General features: G+C 27.4%; 15 protein-coding genes. 12 read left to right on the top strand and 3 right to left on the bottom strand.

The genetic code is table 4. The annotated features are described in order from the left end of the window. Nucleotides 1-3: 3 nt before the first annotated feature. The 7 genes from NMG68_RS00485 to mnmA all read left to right on the top strand — a co-directional run bounded on the left by NMG68_RS00485 (nt 4) and on the right by mnmA (nt 6166). Complete coding sequence (locus NMG68_RS00485) at nt 4-273, top strand: YlxR family protein (RefSeq protein WP_255034757.1); 270 nt, start codon at nt 4-6, stop codon at nt 271-273. Continuing rightward, on the top strand, nt 266-2113 hold the full coding sequence (gene infB, locus NMG68_RS00490; RefSeq protein ID WP_255034758.1) for a translation initiation factor IF-2: 1848 nt from the start codon (nt 266-268) through the stop codon (nt 2111-2113). The genes NMG68_RS00485 and infB overlap by 8 nt, the downstream gene beginning before the upstream one ends. After that, nucleotides 2113-2463: a 30S ribosome-binding factor RbfA gene (gene rbfA / locus NMG68_RS00495; RefSeq protein WP_255034759.1), complete on the top strand. Its 351-nt coding sequence runs from the start codon at nt 2113-2115 to the stop codon at nt 2461-2463. Before infB ends, rbfA begins: the two co-directional genes overlap by 1 nt. A 56-nt stretch (nt 2464-2519) precedes the next feature. Next, nucleotides 2520-3041, top strand: a complete 522-nt coding sequence (locus NMG68_RS00500; protein ID WP_255034760.1) for a GNAT family N-acetyltransferase — start codon at nt 2520-2522, stop codon at nt 3039-3041. Nucleotides 3042-3145: 104 nt separating this feature from the next. Then, nucleotides 3146-3577 carry an MPN157 family protein gene (locus NMG68_RS00505; protein WP_255034761.1) on the top strand — a complete coding sequence of 144 codons (432 nt, stop codon included), beginning with the start codon at nt 3146-3148 and terminating at the stop codon, nt 3575-3577. 2 nt (nt 3578-3579) lie between these two features. Further along, nucleotides 3580-4224 carry a tRNA pseudouridine(55) synthase TruB gene (gene truB, locus NMG68_RS00510; protein WP_255034762.1) on the top strand — a complete coding sequence of 215 codons (645 nt, stop codon included), beginning with the start codon at nt 3580-3582 and terminating at the stop codon, nt 4222-4224. After that, a complete protein-coding gene (mnmA, locus tag NMG68_RS00515; RefSeq protein ID WP_255034763.1) occupies nt 4196-6166 on the top strand; it encodes a tRNA 2-thiouridine(34) synthase MnmA in 1971 nt (656 codons plus the stop codon). The genes truB and mnmA overlap by 29 nt, the downstream gene beginning before the upstream one ends. A 17-nt stretch (nt 6167-6183) precedes the next feature. Here mnmA and NMG68_RS00520 read toward each other — a convergent pair whose 3' ends face one another. Beyond that, nucleotides 6184-7500 carry an acetyl-CoA hydrolase/transferase family protein gene (locus NMG68_RS00520; protein ID WP_255034764.1) on the bottom strand — a complete coding sequence of 439 codons (1317 nt, stop codon included), beginning with the start codon at nt 7498-7500 and terminating at the stop codon, nt 6184-6186. 29 nt (nt 7501-7529) lie between these two features. Beyond that, on the bottom strand, nt 7530-10772 hold the full coding sequence (locus NMG68_RS00525) for a DEAD/DEAH box helicase (protein WP_255034765.1): 3243 nt from the start codon (nt 10770-10772) through the stop codon (nt 7530-7532). Between the two features lie 419 nt (nt 10773-11191). Between NMG68_RS00525 and alaS the strand changes: the two genes are divergently transcribed. From alaS to NMG68_RS00550, 5 genes are read left to right on the top strand one after another with little or no spacing between them, the layout of a single operon-like run. Beyond that, nucleotides 11192-13924 carry an alanine--tRNA ligase gene (gene alaS / locus NMG68_RS00530; protein ID WP_255034766.1) on the top strand — a complete coding sequence of 911 codons (2733 nt, stop codon included), beginning with the start codon at nt 11192-11194 and terminating at the stop codon, nt 13922-13924. After that, nucleotides 13906-14334, top strand: coding sequence for a Holliday junction resolvase RuvX (ruvX, locus tag NMG68_RS00535; protein ID WP_255034767.1), 429 nt, complete (start codon nt 13906-13908; stop codon nt 14332-14334). Before alaS ends, ruvX begins: the two co-directional genes overlap by 19 nt. A gap of 22 nt (nt 14335-14356) precedes the next feature. Further along, nucleotides 14357-14881, top strand: coding sequence for an O-methyltransferase (locus tag NMG68_RS00540; RefSeq protein WP_255034768.1), 525 nt, complete (start codon nt 14357-14359; stop codon nt 14879-14881). Beyond that, nucleotides 14850-15806 (top strand): U32 family peptidase, encoded by a 957-nt coding sequence (locus tag NMG68_RS00545; RefSeq protein WP_255034769.1) that lies wholly within the window; start codon nt 14850-14852, stop codon nt 15804-15806. The genes NMG68_RS00540 and NMG68_RS00545 overlap by 32 nt, the downstream gene beginning before the upstream one ends. Next, nucleotides 15806-17032: a peptidase U32 family protein gene (locus NMG68_RS00550; RefSeq protein WP_255034770.1), complete on the top strand. Its 1227-nt coding sequence runs from the start codon at nt 15806-15808 to the stop codon at nt 17030-17032. The genes NMG68_RS00545 and NMG68_RS00550 overlap by 1 nt, the downstream gene beginning before the upstream one ends. A 14-nt stretch (nt 17033-17046) precedes the next feature. On the opposite strand, the gene rpsT is transcribed toward NMG68_RS00550, so the two are convergent. Continuing rightward, nucleotides 17047-17298: a 30S ribosomal protein S20 gene (gene rpsT, locus NMG68_RS00555; RefSeq protein WP_255034771.1), complete on the bottom strand. Its 252-nt coding sequence runs from the start codon at nt 17296-17298 to the stop codon at nt 17047-17049. Between the last annotated feature and the right edge of the window lie 2 nt (nt 17299-17300).

The raw sequence follows: 17300 nt of genomic DNA on the forward strand, positions 1-17300 counted from the left end.
GAAATGAAAAACATTAGCCTACGACTTGATTTGATAAGTAAAAAACAATTTCCAAAAAATCAATTGTTTCGAATCGTTTTTTATAACAATCAATTAATCATTGATCAAGAAAACAAAATTAAAGCTCGTGGCGTGTATTTTAAAAAAGACAATGAATTCAAAATCGATAAAAAGATCAAAGCTTTAATACAAAGAAGCTTTAAAACTAAGGTATCAGAAGAACAATTTGAAAATCTTAGTACCGCATTAGAGAAACGAGGTCAATATGAATAAGAAACCGGCAAAAAATAAAAAACCATTTGATAAGAGATCTAAGATCAATATCAAATCTTACTTAAAAGAAGTTAAGGTTGGTGTTCAAGATGGAGTTTTTATTTATACAGACCCTTTAAGTATCGATCAGTTTGCTAAAAAAATTAACCAACCTGTTGCTAAAATTATTAAATATTTTTTTGCTAAAGGGATCAATACAATTAACTTAAATACGATTCTTTCTTTAGAACAAATTGGTGAATTGTGTTTAGAGTTTGGTCTTGATTTTAAGATCGAAAAAGAAGTAACAAATGAAAATATCTTAGATAATATCGAATTCAAAGATAAAAAAGAAGATCTAGTTAAACGCCCTGCAATTGTTACTGTAATGGGTCACGTAGACCACGGTAAAACCTCTTTATTAGATGCCATTAGATCTACTAATGTAACATCTGGTGAAGCTGGTGGTATCACTCAACATATTGGTGCATACCAAGTTAAGAAAAATAATGAATTAATTACATTTATTGACACTCCTGGTCACGAAGCATTTACCGAAATGCGTGCTCGTGGTGCTAATATTACTGATATCGTTGTTTTGGTTGTAGCTGGTGATGACGGTATTAAACCTCAAACAGAAGAAGCTATTGACCATGCTAAAAACGCAGGTGTTCCAATAATCGTTTTTGTTAACAAAATGGATAAACCATCTGCTAATTATGAACGTGTTGTTCAACAGATCTCTAAATATGATTTATCACCAGAAGATTATGGTGGAGATACAATCTTTGTACAAGGTTCAGCATTAAAAAATGAAGGTATTAACGAGTTATTAGATTCAATCCTTACATTAGCAGAAATTAATGAATATAAAGCTAATCCTAACGCAGATCCATATGGTATTGTTGTTGAATCTAAATTAGTTTCAGGGCTAGGTCCACAAGCTACTGTTATTATCAAGCGTGGAACTTTAAAAGTTGGTGACTATATCTGTATAGGTGCTGCTTTTGGTAAAGTTAGATTAATGCAAGATGAAAAAGGTAATAATATAACTGAAGCCACCCCATCAACACCTGTTAAAATTTCAGGTTTAGATAATGTGCCAGTTGCTGGTGAAAAATTCTTAGGTTTAGCTACTGAAAAAGAAGCTAAAGAATTATCAGAATCATATAAAATTAAACAACAAAAACAAAAACACCTAAGTTTACAAGAAAGCCACGAAAAAAGAACGCGTGTTAACACTGATGGTCTTAAATGTATTGATTTAATTATTAAGTCAGATGTTCAAGGAAGTTTAGAAGCAATTAAATACGCGATTTCTAACATCAACATTGAAGGTGTTACTACGAATATTATTCGGGCTTCAACTGGAGCGATATCTGAAACTGATATTAAATTAGCTCAAGCTTCAAATTCAACTGTTATTTCATTTAATTTAGCAGTTTCTAAACAAATTAAAGATTTAGCTAGTTCATCAAACATCGAAATCTTATCTTATGAAATCATTTATAAGATGGTTGAAGATCTTGAAAAGATCATGAAGGGTGAATTAGACCCAGTGTTTGAAGAACAAGACTTAGGTCAAGCAATCGTTAGAGCAATTTGAAAACACTCAAAAATTGGTACGATAGCCGGAAGTTATGTTCAATCTGGTAAAGTAGTTAAAAATGGACTATGTCGAATTATTCGTGATGGTGTTATTATCTATAAATCTAAGATCGGTTCACTAAAAGTTAAAGAAAATTTTGCTGATAAAGTTGAAAACAATAAAGAGTGTGGAATTGTTGTTGAAAACTACAATGATATTAAAGAAAACGATATTATTGAAGTTTATGAAATTGTTAAAAAACGAGTGCAATAATGAGTAATATTAAAACTTTAAGATTAGAATCAACAATTCATCGAATTCTTAATAACGCAATTAGTTCAGAGATTGAAAATCGCTTGGTAAGAGAAAGTTCAATTACCTCAGTTAAACTATCACCAGACAAAAGTATAGCTAAAATTTACATCGATTGTTTCATCCAAAAAAACATTGCCAAAACATTGCAAGCATACAAAGACGTTGCTGGTGTTTTTAAATTTATCTTAAGTAAAAAATTAACTATAAGAAAAGTTCCGCAATTAGTTTTCTACCAAGATGAAAGTATTACAAATGGTATGAAAATAGATCGTATTCTTGCTGAAATTAAAGAAGAAGAACAAAAATAAAAATAATCAGCTTTATTACATAAAGCTGATTATTTCATAATTATATTTATCAATCAATGAATTTACAATTAATCAAACCAGATAAAACTCATAAACAAGTTATTGTTGATATGCTTGAAGAATGAATTGAGTTTAATAAACAAAACGATGTTAATAATTCGCCTTATGCGATCTTTAAAAATTCTTACAAAGATTTTGATTATTATCTAGATAATCTAGATAATAAAGATGACTCAAATGGGATGGTTGCTGATTCAACATTCTTCTTATATGACGAAATAAATAACAAAGCTCTAGGAGCTATCAACATTCGCCATTATCTTAATGATTACTTATTAAACTATGGTGGTCATATTGGTTATGGAATCAGACCATCAGAACGACAAAAAGGATATGCCACTAAAATTTTGCAACTAGGCTTAATAAAATGCAAAAAATTAAACTTAGATAAAATTCTTTTAGTGTGTGATAAGAATAATATTGGATCAGTAAAAACAATCAAGAATAATCATGGTATTCTAGAAAATGAAATATTACAAGATAATAAAGTTATTCAGCGTTACTGAATAACTTTATAAAACTAATCTGATATTAATTAAAAACTTAATTTTGGTTAAATTTAAAAGATCGTTTAAAGATTTATCTTATTTAAATAATTTTTTTTAAAATATATCTAACTATTATGCAAAAACAAAATATATTCAAACAGTATAAAATTGCTCTTAACAACGATAAGTTAATGAAGAAGAAGTGAGTATTGATCACTTCTATAACTGTTGTCTTGGTAATTTTCTTTGCGATCGTTTTAGGTATTATGCAAAGATTCATTAGTTTACCATCAACGCAATATCCAGCTGTTCATAATGCTAAAACATTAAATGAAGCGATGCGAATTATGGCGATTGTCTATTTTGCAATCTTTTTCTTGCCATACCTATATTTTATTGCGGCATTCTTTTCTGGAATTAACCAAGTATATCGTTCGTTTAGTTTACACATGGTGATCTGAGCTACGATATTTATTGGAATAATTTTAGCGGTTATCACTTCAATAATGTTAGCTGTTGGTTATTCTTATTTAGATACATATAACTTGATCAGAAACTTTCAATAAAAATGGATTTTAATAACCAAATAGTTATTATTGATAAACCTAAAAATATCTCTAGTGCTTTTTGTTTAAATATCTTCAAGAAAAAATTCAAGATCAAAAAAGCAGGTCATAATGGAACTTTAGATCCATTAGCTTCAGGAGTTCTAGTTGTCGGGACTGGCAATAAAACTAAAGTGCTAAATGATCTTAATAAAGACGATAAACAATATTTGGTAAAATTAAAGTTTAATACTCATACCGATAGTTATGATTCACTAGGCAAAGTAATCAGAACTTCTAATTATGTACCAACTCAAGATAAAATTAACAGTTATCTTGAGTTGTTTACTAATAAGACATTTTACCAAACACCACCGAAGTTTTCGGCGTTAAAAATAAACGGTGTAAGAGCGTATAAACTAGCTAGAAGTGATATTGAATTCGAAGTTAAAGAACGGTTAACAACTTTATATAAAGCGCGATTAATATCTTATTATGATGATTATGCAGAGATCTTATTAGATGTTAAAAAAGGCTTTTATGTTCGATCATTTGTTGTTGATTTAGCTACTTATTTTGATACTACAGCAATGATGGTTGAATTAATCCGAACCAAATCAGGTAAATATACTTTAAAAGATGTGATCGATTATCGATTTAATAGATAAGAACCTAAATCAAATTAACAAAAATGTTGATTTAGTAATTGGTTATTTTGATGGAATACATAAGGGACATTTAAAGTTATTTAATTCATCAGATAATTTTAATGTTTTAACGTTTGATAATGTCCCTAAAAAACAAAAACTATTATATTGTCGAAAAGATAGCATAGAACAAATTGCTAACTTAACTAATGTTAAGCAATTATTAGTTTATGATGTATTAAAAAACAATTTAACCGCCCAAGAGTTTATTGATACTTATTTAAAGATAATTAATCCTAAACGGATTATTGTAGGTTCTGATTTTAAATTAGGTAGTGATCAAGCTGATTACAATTTATTAATTAAAAATGGTTTTGAATTAGTAGTTATCCCAAAAAACGATTGTAGTACTACCAAGATTAAACAATTGATTTTGAATCAAAAGATTCAAAATGCTAATCAATTATTAGTTTTACCTTTCTATCTAAAAGGTGAAGTAATTCAGAATAACAAACGCGGTAGAACAATTGGGTTTAGAACTGCTAATATTAAAATTGATGAACATCTAATTGATTTGATTGAAGGTTCATATATTTGTAATATTATTCTTGATGAACAAAAATATCAAGGGATAGCTTTTATTGGAAAACCTAAAACTTTCAACGAAGAATCAAGACAATGCGAAGCGCATATCTTTGATTTTAATCAAGATATTTATGGTAAAAACATCAAAGTTGAGATCCTTAAATTTATTCGTCCTACTACTAAATTTAATTCAATAGATGAATTAAAACAAGCAATCGAACAAGATAAAAAAAATGCATTAGATTATTTTAATAACCAACCAAAACAAAAAGTTATCATCGCATTATCAGGCGGGGTTGATTCAGCTGTTTGTGCTTATTTATTGAAACAACAAGGTTATGATGTCTCAGCGGCTTTTATGCAAAACTGGGACAGCGATATTAATCTTGAATTGCTGCGCAATAACCAAGATGATAAGATTCAAGGATGTGATGCTAAACAAGATTATGAAGATGCTAAAAAAATCTGCGAGCAACTAAACATTGAACTTCATTATTTCAATTTTGTCGAACAATATTGAAATGATGTTTTCTTAAAAATGCTAGAAGATTACAAAAAAGGACTTACTCCTAATCCAGATGTTTTATGTAATCAATTTGGTAAATTTGGTTGATTTATTAATGCCCTTAAAAACAAATTTGGTAATGATGTCAAAATTGCCTTTGGGCATTATGCAAAACTAGAAACTAAAAACGGAGAACCGTTTTTAGTTCATACTAATGATCATAATAAAGATCAAACATATTTCTTAACAATGCTTAATAAAGAACAATTAAGAAATATTATATTTCCTTTAAGTGATTTAGATAAACCGACTGTAAGAAAGATTGCTCAAGAAGCTAACCTTTATGTAGCTACTAAAAAAGATTCTACTGGTATCTGCTTCATTGGTGAGCGTAATTTTAAGAACTTCTTGTCTAATTATTTAAAGATCAACAAAGGTCCTGTTGTTTTAATTAATGAAAACAAAATAGTGGGAGAACATGACGGATTGTATTTTTATACAATCGGTCAATCTAAACGTTTAAATGTTGGTGGAACTAAAGAAAAAATCTTTGTTTGTAACAAAGATTTATCCACAAACACTTTATATGTTTGTTATGAATCAACTAAGGATCGGTATTTAGCTTCTGAATCTTGTGAGATATCAAACTTTAATTGATTAATTAATGATAAAGAAGGTTTATTAAATAAAAAACTTTATATTCGTTTTAGACATCGTCAAAAACTTCAAGAATGCGAAATTGTTTCGTATGATAACGATAAAGTTGTCGTTAAATATGAAAAACAAATTGCTGTAACCTTAGGGCAATACGGTGTTATATATGATCAAAACCTATGAGTTGTAGGTGGTGGTAAGATTACCAAAATTAATTAATTCAAAACAAAGCAAAATTAATCAATAATAAATCTTGCCTTAGCTTGCTTTGTTAATTCTTCTCTAAATTTAGGGTGAGCTAAACTAATTAATAGTTTAGCTCTTTCTTTTAATGATTTAGCCTTAAGTTTAGCTATACCATATTCTGTTATCACATAATCGATATCATTTCTTAAAGTTGTTGTGATACCTTTTAGATCAACAACAATTTTAGATTTTTTATAGTCACTTGTTGTTGATCTAATTGCGATAATGCTCTTACCATTTTTAGAATAGCTAGCCCCTCTAATAAAATCAGCCTGACCTCCTGAAGCTGAATATTGTTTATGATCAATTTGTTCGGCGTTAATGCTTCCAAATAAATCGATTTCAATAGCTGAATTGACTGAAATAAAATTATCAATTTTTGCGATATTTACCGGATTATTTACATAATCAAATCTAGCAATTTTAAATTTTTCATTGCGATTTAAATAAGAATACATCTCATTGTTACCGATACCAAAAACAAAAGTAGAAAATCCGGAATCAATATTTTTATATTTGTTAGTAACAACACCTTTTTTAATTAGTTCAACCATTCCAGTACCTAGGATTTCTGTATGAATTCCTAGATCTTTTTTATTAATTAATTCCTTACATACCATATTAGGAATAGTGCCTATTCCTAATTGAATGGTTGAACGATCGTCAATTAATGAAGCAACATATTTAGCGATAGTTAATTGTTCTTGGGTAGGTTCTATTGATAATGCTTCTGCTAAAAGATAATCAGACATAACTATTGCGTTGATTTCATCTATATGTAGCTTATGATTATCACCTATAACATAAGGCATATTTTTATTAACTTCAATAATGATATTTTTTGCTTTTTTAATTAGATTGATATCATAGCAAGTTGATAAACCTAGATTAAAATAACCTTCTTCATCTATATCAGTCGTTAATAAAATAACAGTATCAATTTTGAAGTCGCTTAATAGCTCTGTAGATTTAGAAAAATGAAATGGATAATATTCAATATTATTCTTTATTAAACCTTGTTGATATCTGCTTGATAAATCTCTTTCAGGAGCTCTAAAGAAAAAACAATGTCTCGTTATGAAATTACTAAATTTATCAAGAAAAATCGTATCTTCGCAATAATAACTAGATGCATAATAATAAAAATCTAGATGAGAATATTTGTTGTTTTCTAATGATTGTTTTATAGCTTCTAATATATTTCTAGGTTGAATGTAATCAAATCAAATTGTTGATTTATCTTTTATTAAAGATACTGCTTCATTTGCGTTCATCAATTTTTCATTATATTGCTTAATGTATTTCATTTACTGCTCATTTGTTTTTATAAAGACAACTAAATCTTAATGTCTAAAAATTCATCCAGACTATAAATTTTTTCTGTATCGTCGTTAGCCGAATTCTTTTTGCTAATCAATTTACATAAAGTATTAAATGTGTCATTATGAATACTTTTATAGACATTAAAATCACAAACAACAAAGAAATATTGTTTTGCTCTTGTTACGGCCACATTTATTAGGTTAGGTTCTTTTACTACTCATTTAGCAGCGCCAGAACTTTTTTTATTAACACCCAACATTAAAATTACGACTTTAGCTTCCTTACCTTGAAAAGTATGAACAGTACCACAGCTAATATCTTTTAAGTATTTGTTATATTTTATTTTAGAGCTGACCTCTTTAAATGGTGATATTATGAAAATATCTTTGTTGCTTATCGTTGAATCTTTATTATCAGGGAAATTTTTGCTATCTGCTAAAGAGCAAATTTCTTTAATTTTATCGATAATTTTAGGTAAATTATTTATTTGTCTTTCAACATTATGACCCTTAATATCTTCACCAGGTATATTTATAATACAACTAGGGTTGAAAGTTGAATCCTTTGTAACTTTAACCATCTTTCCGTTGTAAGATATTTCATTTGATATAGAAAACATGGGATTGTCACATCTTCTATGAACTCATAGAGGTAGACCTTTTATAGAGTTTTTTCTATTTTCGTTTTTATTGTAGTAATTAGATATTCTATCAACAAATGTTTGTACTGATAAATCAGGGTTAAAATATTCATCATCTAAAGATTCGTTTTGTTTAATTCATTTTTGAATATAGCTATCTGTTGTTAGAACAGGCTTTATCTGATCAGGGTCACCAACAACTATCACTTTGTTAGCGCACATTAACGCTCCTACTAAAGATCAAGGAACTGCTTGACCGGCCTCATCAACGAATGCGTACCTAATCTTAGTCTTAAGATCATCGTTAATGCCACCTTCTTTATTATTAGTAATGTTATTATGGTTTATTTTTGCGTAAATATTTTTAAAACTAGCAAAAGTAGAGCTCGTTATCGGGAAAATGAAACGAGATAAATGATAAAATCCATCTTTTCTGCAATTTTTAGCGTCGAAATAATCTACATATTTACAAATAAATTCTTTTTTGAATTTTAGCGCTCTAACAAATAAAAGCATTCTCAAAGAATTTATAATTTCGTTTGAATAAGGATTGTCTTTTTGTTTTTCTTCTCTGTTTATACTTTTATCATTATAGTTATATTCAGTTATTAAAAGTTCTAAATTGTTAATATCAATCAGTTTAATGGAATCATTATTTAAATATTTATTGAATGCGTTTTTATACAACTGGAATAAATTATTTATTTTCTTATTTAATTTTTCTAAAAAATTAAATAAACGATCAGCATTTTCTTTCTTGATAGAAAGAATCTTATATTTCTTTGTTTTAAATAATCTTGAGAAAAAACTACTTGAATAATCTTGATTTAAATGCTCAATTTTTGGTTTGAATTGATAACCATCTTTTACTTTTTTTAATCTAGATAAATTATTTAATTCTTCAGTTATATTTTCAGTTATTTCCGTAAAAAAATCGTTTATTTGCTTGTTTTTTTGATATTTTAGATATTCGTATTTTATAAAATCGTTATAAGTTTCTTTTTTAGAAAAACCATTTTTTACAATCTTAAATGAACCTATCACTTCGCGATGCAATTCATTAATTTCTTTTACGGATGATAGCAACTCATTAAACGCTGTTCTACTATTTTCAAATTTTTTCTCATTTTCATTTTTCTTGCACCATTGAATGATTGAGTTATATAATTCTTCAAGCCTTTTTTCCTTTTTACCACTTCCTCCTTCTAACGAAATTTGACCAAAGGTTATTTTATTAGATTTATTGCAAGAACCATGACTTGTTTGATTTTTATTAACATCCTTAAAATAATCAAGTTCATCTTTTAAAAAATCTGGTAAATCATCAGGGATTAAAGGTAATTCATTAACAATATTTTGAACAGCGCCATTATTAGAGCTTAATACTAGAATTTGATTATTATTGTTTCTAATCAATTCTCTAATCTTATTTTCTTTATCTTTTATATTTTCTAAATTAAGACTCTCTTTACTTAATAATTCGGCTTGTTCGCAAATTATTTCAGCAAAAATATCCTTAAGCAGGGTAGTCTTTCCTGTTCCTGGAGGTCCATTAACACTTCAAATATCATTAACGATGTTTTCCGATTTTTGTTGAACGCTAATATTGATTGCTACTTGTTGCATCAAAGTTAAATTATATTTAGGATTACCGATAAATTTAGCTTTAGGATAAAATTCAGGATTAATAAATTTTTCTAAATTTTTTTGAAACTCTTCATTAGATTTATCGTTATTTTCATCTTCAAAAAAGTTATATTTTTCCTCTTTATCTGATTCATTAATACCTAGATATCTTTCTAGGTTTTTCGGTATATTTCATCTATTTTCTTTATTGTTAATTAAATTGATTGCATCTAAAATAATATCTAAATAATAACTTTGCTGTCTATATCTAAAATAAGGAGATTCTTCACCCTCTTTAGGTTCAATATATCAATATTTTTTCTTATCAATATTGGATTCTAAATGAAATTTATTATTTAATAAGTGTTCTAATAATTCGTTTAATAAAACAGGTTCTTTATTTTCGTATTTATCGAGTAATTCGGATTGAATCTCTTTTAATTCTTTCTTATATTTATCGTATTCTTCTAATATATCAATATTTTCTCTATCTTCTTTAATTTTAGTGGCTATATAAGATGCGAAAGAAATAAAAAAATCATTTTTATAAGTAGAAAAATTTAAAACATATATAGAATTATCTGAGTTATCCTTTTCATTAATTTTTATTTTTAAAAAAGGGTCCTTAATTTTATCGCCTTCCTTATACTTATTTAAGAAAATGTATCCTAAATAATAATGTTTCGAATCGCTATTATTATCGAATAATTTTGAAATTTTACATATTTCGCAATATTCGTTTTCTTCGTTATCTGGTTTATCAAGCTCGCACTCGCATTTTTTCTTTAAATCAAATTTACTTAAAACATCGGTTTTATAATTTAATTCACCAAAGAAAATGAATAATTCATTTTGATATTTTTTTATTGTGGAATAACCATTTTTAAGTTCGAAAGGTATTGTTTGTTTATCATTTTTATCAAAACATGGTAAACTCATAATTTCATTACAAAATCACGCTCTTAAAAGTTTAGTTTTTTCGTTATTCATATTTTTATAACTACCCAACCTATAAAATATTAGTTCTATCTATTTTATTAAGTAATAAACTATAAGTTTATTTATATTAAATATACAAAATATCCATAAAAACATTCAATTAAATTAAAAATAAATTTAAATTAACTAATTCTTTGTTATAGATCTATTTATGGAATTAATAAAATAATTTATCTATAAAACAACCTTAAAACATTATTAATCATCCTTTAGCTTATAAAGCACATAAATCATTTAAATATTAGATGTATTTCGATTTATCGCAAAATTAATCTATCAAAATTGATGAACTTTTATTTTCAAGGAAAAATTTTAATATTAATCGTATTTATATCGTTGTTGTTATTATCAATATTTGAATAATATAAAATTAATCCGACTAGTTTTATAAAAACTAAATATTTAAACATATGAATAAACGCTTAAGTGGTTCGCAAATAAGACAAATTTGATTAGACTTTTTTAAAAGTAAAAAACATGAGATTGTTGAATCTAAATCTTTAGTTCCGATTAATGATCCAAGTTTATTATGAATTAATGCTGGAGTAGCAACACTTAAAAAATTCTTTTCGGGAGAAGAGAACCCGATAAATCCTAGATTAGCTAACTCACAAAGATGTATTAGAGCTAATGATATCGAAAACGTTGGTGTAACTTCAAGACACCATACGATTTTTGAAATGTTAGGTAATTTCTCAATTGGTGACTACTTCAAAAAAGAAGCTATCCAATTTGGTTTTGAACTATTAACAAAAGAATATGGTTTAGATAAAGATAAACTATATATTACTGTTTATCATGATGATAATGATGCTTATGATAATTGAGTACAACAAGGAATAGATCCTAAGCATATTATTAAATGTAACAAGGAAAGAAATTTTTGAGATTTAGGTTCTGGTCCTTGTGGACCTTGTACAGAGATTTATTATGATCGTGGAGAAAAATATGATCCTAAAAAATTAGGTGAAAAATTATTCTTTGAAGATATTGAAAACGATCGTTATATCGAAGTATGAAACATTGTGTTTTCGCAATTCAATAATGATGGGAAAAATAACTATTCTGAATTATTAAGAAAGAATATTGATACCGGTGCTAGTTTAGAAAGATTTGCTTCAGTATTACAAGATGTTCCGACTAATTACGACACTGATTTATTCTTGCCGATTATTCGAGAGATTGAAAAATACACTGATAGCAAATATGTTGTCGAAGATTACTTTAGTAACGATAAAAAAAGACAAGAAACTCTTAAAGCATTTAGGGTAATAGCTGATCACTTAAAATGTGGAGTTTTTGCAATCGCAGATGGTGTATTACCAGGACCTAAAGATCGTGATTATATTATTAGAAAGTTACTTCGTAGAGCGTTTGTTTATGCAAGAAAATTAGATGCTAAACCTGAATACCTACAAGGTGCAATTAACAAAATTATTGAAATATACGGCGATTTCTTTAAACATTTATTAGACAACAAGAAGATTATTCTAGAAGCTATAACTAATGAATCTAATAACTTTAGTAAAACATTAGATTATGGTTTTGATATTTTTAATCAAGCTAAAACAACTAATGGTTTAACAGCTGAAATAATTTTTAAATTAGTTGAAACATACGGATTTCCTTTAGATTTAATTAAAGAATTATCGCAAGAATCTAATATTAAAATCGATATCGAAGGTTTTGAAAAACTATTTAAAAAACATCAAGAAGTTTCTAAAGCTAATAGCAATGAAACTGGAATGAAAAAACAAAATGAAAATCTTCTTAAGTTTGATAAAGAATCTAAGTTTCATTACGATAAAAACAACATTAAAACCAATGTTATCGCAATTTTTGATGATAACTTTAATCCTGTAGATAAAATTGAAGTTGGTTCAGGTTATGTTGTGTTTAAAGATACACCTATTTACGCAACTTCTGGTGGTCAAAGATATGACGAAGGTTATTGTATTAAAAAAGGTGATTTAGTTGTTCATTTTGATAATGTAATTAAAGCACCGAACAAACAACACTTACACCACTTCAATAAAGCTAGTTTTTGACTTGATGAAAAAGTTGAATTAATACATGACGAAAATTGAAGAAGATTAGTAAGAAAAAATCACTCATTAGAACATATTTTACACGCTACTCTTAAAAATACTATTAGTGAAACCATTAAGCAATCAGGCGCGTTTAAATCAGCAGCTAAAGCTACACTTGATTTCAACTATCCTTCTAAATTAACTGATGAAGAAATTGAAAAAGTTGAAAGTAAAATAAGAAAAGTAATAGCTGATGCTTTACCTGTTGGTGTTCATTATGTTGATTATGAAACTAGTCAAAAGATGAACGCGATTGCTTACTTTGAAGAAGAATATAAGAAGCATGAATTACTTCGTGTAATTAAAATGGAAGATTACAGTGTTGAATTATGTGGTGGAACACACGTAAATAACACTAAAGAAATCGAGGATTGTTTCATCACCGATCTTTATTCACTAGGTGCTGGTAGATGAAGAATCGAGATTATTAGTTCTAACGAAACAATTCAAGATTACTTAATTAGCAAACAAGAAGAAATTATTAAAGAAAAAGCTAAAATGATCGATGAATTAGGTAATTATCCTAGTTTTTCATCTAATGAATTTGCTTCAATAAAAGAGATTGGAAGTAAGATAAATAACTTCTCGTTACCCAATTCAATCAAGGATTTAAGAAAATCATTAAGAGAATTCGAAGAATTAAAAGAAGAATTCAAGAAAAACAAATTAGAGTTAGATAAGAAAAAAACTAAAGATCAAGCTAACAAGATCAAACAAATAGCTTTAAATAATTTAGAACACAAAATTGTTTTATTATTCTTTGACAAAGAAGAATCCAAAGCTTTATCAATCGCTCATACAGAATTAGTAAATGAAAAACAAGATCATTTATTCTTCTTTATTAACAAGATTGATAACAAGATTAGTTATCTAATTGGTATTAAGAATCCGACAGATAAACTTAATGCCAAAATTCTAATCGAAAAAATTAACAAAACATTTGAAGCTAAAGGTGGCGGAAAACCTAACTTCGCTCAAGGTGGATTTAGCACTGATAAAGATATCGATAAACTAAAAACGGATTTCATTAATTTATGTACTACGTTGCTTTAGATGTCGGTTCTAAAAAACTGGGAATAGCTACAGGTGACGGTGATTTTAAGATTGCTTCACCATACTGTGTTATTACCTACAATGAAGGTGATTTTAATCAATGTTTGAATAAACTTAAAGAAAAAACTAACAGTTTTTTCTATGATTTTAAGTTTGTTATCGGTATACCTTTAAATATCAATAATACAAAATCTTCAACAACAATTATGGTTGAAAATTTTATTGAATTGCTTAAAGCGAATTACAAAAATGAAATCATTTTATATGATGAACGTTATACTTCAATAATTGCAGATCAAATTATGATGGATAACGAAATAAAAGCTAAAAAAAGAAAAGAAAAAATAGATAAGATTGCAGCTTATGTTTTATTGCAATCTTTTTTTGATGATGATCGATATCCTAAATAAATTTAAACAATTAAATATAGAAATGAAAATCCCGATTATGAGGGGTGATAATTTAGTTAACTTAGTTAATAAGTTAACTAATATTAAAGTCAAGGAATTACTTGAAATAGGTACAGGTATTGGATTTAGTTCAATGTATCTTAGTTATCATTTAAAAGAACTAAAAATTGATACATTAGAAAAAAATCTAGAAAGATATTCAATTGCTAAAGAATGATTAGTTGATTTCGAAAATGTTAATTGTATCAATGGTGATTGTTATGAATTTATTCCTAATAAAAAATATGAAGCAATCATACTAGACGGACCAAAAGGTAAGCAAATCGATCTATTTAATAAATATATTAATTATTTATTGCCTAATGGGGTTATGATTATTGATAATTTCTATCTAAAAAACATAAAACCTAATAATAAGCTTTATAATAAAAACCTAGAATGACAAAATTTTGTTCGTAATTTAGATAAGAATAAATTTAATGTTGAAATAGATGAATCAGGAGACGGAGTCGTTTATGTTTTTAGTAAGCCAAGTCCAATCGCTTAATCAAGCTAAAAAATTTATTGACAATAAAGTAGATTGTATCTTAGTAGGGTATGAAAATTTTGCTTTACGTTGTACTAAAACATTAAATAATTCTGAACTAAAAAATTTAATTCAATATAGAAACGATAAAAAGTCAAATACAAAAATATTTGTCTTAATGAACAGTTTTATTTTTGAAAATCAGATATCAGATTTAGAAAATAAACTATGCGAATTAAACGAATTAAAAGTTGATAAAGTTTATTTCCAAGATTATGCAATTGTGCAAATTATACGGGAAAAACAACTAAATTTAGAAGTTGCATATCATTCAGAAACGATGGTTACATCTTATGGTCAATTTGATTTTTTCATCGAAAATAAGATTAACCATTTAGTTCTTGCAAGAGAACTTTTTATGAATGAAATTAAACAAATGCATGATAATAAGAAATCTTTATCATTAGAAATGCAAATACAAGGATATGCTTTTTTTATGCATTCTAGATGAAAGATGATTTCTAACTTTGAAGCGTATGCTAGAATTTCAGATAAATTATCTTCTAAAAAACAATTATGAATTCGTGAAGCATTAAGAAAATACCCTAATGCTATTTATGAAGACGAATTTGGTACTCATATGTTTACAGGTTACATATTATGTGCCATTAAACATATAAAAGAACTTTATGAATATGGTTTAGATTATGTTCGAATCGATTCAATTATGATTGATGAAAAAGCTCATGAATCTATTACTTTAATATATCAAAATATCATCAATGATCTGAGAGAAAATAAAACAGTTTCTGAAGACAAAATTAACAAAAACTACGGCAAAATTGAACAATTATGCTTGCCAATTGAAATTGCTTCGGGATTCTTTGGCGGTATAAAAGAAATCAAACATTTAATTAAAGAAGAAAAGGCAGAAACGAAACAATAATGAAGTACGAATTATTAGCTCCTGCTGGAGATGTTCAAAAAGCGATGTTTGCTATTGACTATGGTGCAGACGCAGTTTTTATCGGTGCCAAAGCTTATTCATTGAGATCTAGTGCTAGCAATTTCTTTTTTAAAGATATAAAAGAAATTGTAGATTACGCTCATGAACGTAATAAGAAAATTTATATTACGGTTAATGTTGTGTGTCACAACCCCTTAGTTAAAGGTTATGCTAAATTTATTGATGAGTTAGCTCTAACAGGTGTTGATGGATTAATTGTTGCTGATCCGTTTATAATTCATCACACAAAAAATAATCATCCAGAACTAGAATTACATTTATCAACTCAACAAAGTGTTACAAATTCTAAGTCAGCCTTATTTTGAAAAAGTAATGGATTATCAAGAGTGGTATTAGCTCGTGAAGTAACAATAGAAGAATTAGAGCTATTAATGCCTAATGTTAAGGATAAAGTAGAAATCGAATACTTCATTCACGGTGCTGTATGTATTTCGTTTAGTGGACGATGTATGATGTCTAATAACTGATCTCTTCGTGATGCTAACGTTGGTGGTTGCGCGCAATCTTGTCGTTGAAGATATGATTTAAAAGATGAAGAGATGAATCATTATTCAGATTCTTTTACAATGTCACCGAAAGATATGGCTTTAATCGATGAGATTAAGAAACTGATGGAATTAGGTGTTGCTTCATTTAAAGTAGAAGGTCGTATGAAGTCGATTAATTATGTGGCTACGGTAATCAAATCATATCGCTATGCTATGAACTACTATCTAACCAATGGATTTAATGTTAATAAGGATAGCGAACAAGAAATGCTAACTAAAGCTAGAGCAGAATTAAAATCAGCTGAAAATCGTTTAACCAAAAAGGGTTTTGCTCACGGTCAACCTGGTATTGATGCTATGTTATACCATGAAGAAGAACGCAAAATAGCTCAAACATTCGCTTTTATTGTTGATGAAATTCAAGATGATGGTTATGTAAAAGTAACATGTAAAAATAACTTTAAAAAAGCTCAAGAATATATGATTTATGGCCCAAACTTTAAATTTGATGAGATCAAAATCGTATCTTTATTAAATAAAGAAAAGAAAGAAGTCGATGTTGCAAACGACCCGATGGGAATATATTACTTGAAATTTGATAAAAATTATCAACTAATGAAAAATAGTATTGGACACATTAAAAAAACCTTGGATTAATAATTCCAAGGTTTTTAGTTAGTTGCAGCTTGTGCATTTGTTCATCTAGCTGCTCTTGATTTAAGACGACGAGCTTTGTTTTTAGAAATTCTATTATTTTTAGCTAATCTATCTGCTAAAGAATAAACTTTATCAGCATCTTTTTTATCTTTAGAAACTTTAGTTTTCTTAATTTGATTTTTTAATGCTGTTTTAAAACCTTTAGTTAATTGATTAGCCTTTAAATTCTGACGATAGCTCTTTTCGTTTGCTTTAATATTGGCCATAT

The organism is Mycoplasma bradburyae (genome assembly GCF_024338845.1).
Classification (GTDB): domain Bacteria; phylum Bacillota_I; class Bacilli_A; order Mycoplasmatales; family Mycoplasmoidaceae; genus Mycoplasmoides; species Mycoplasmoides bradburyae.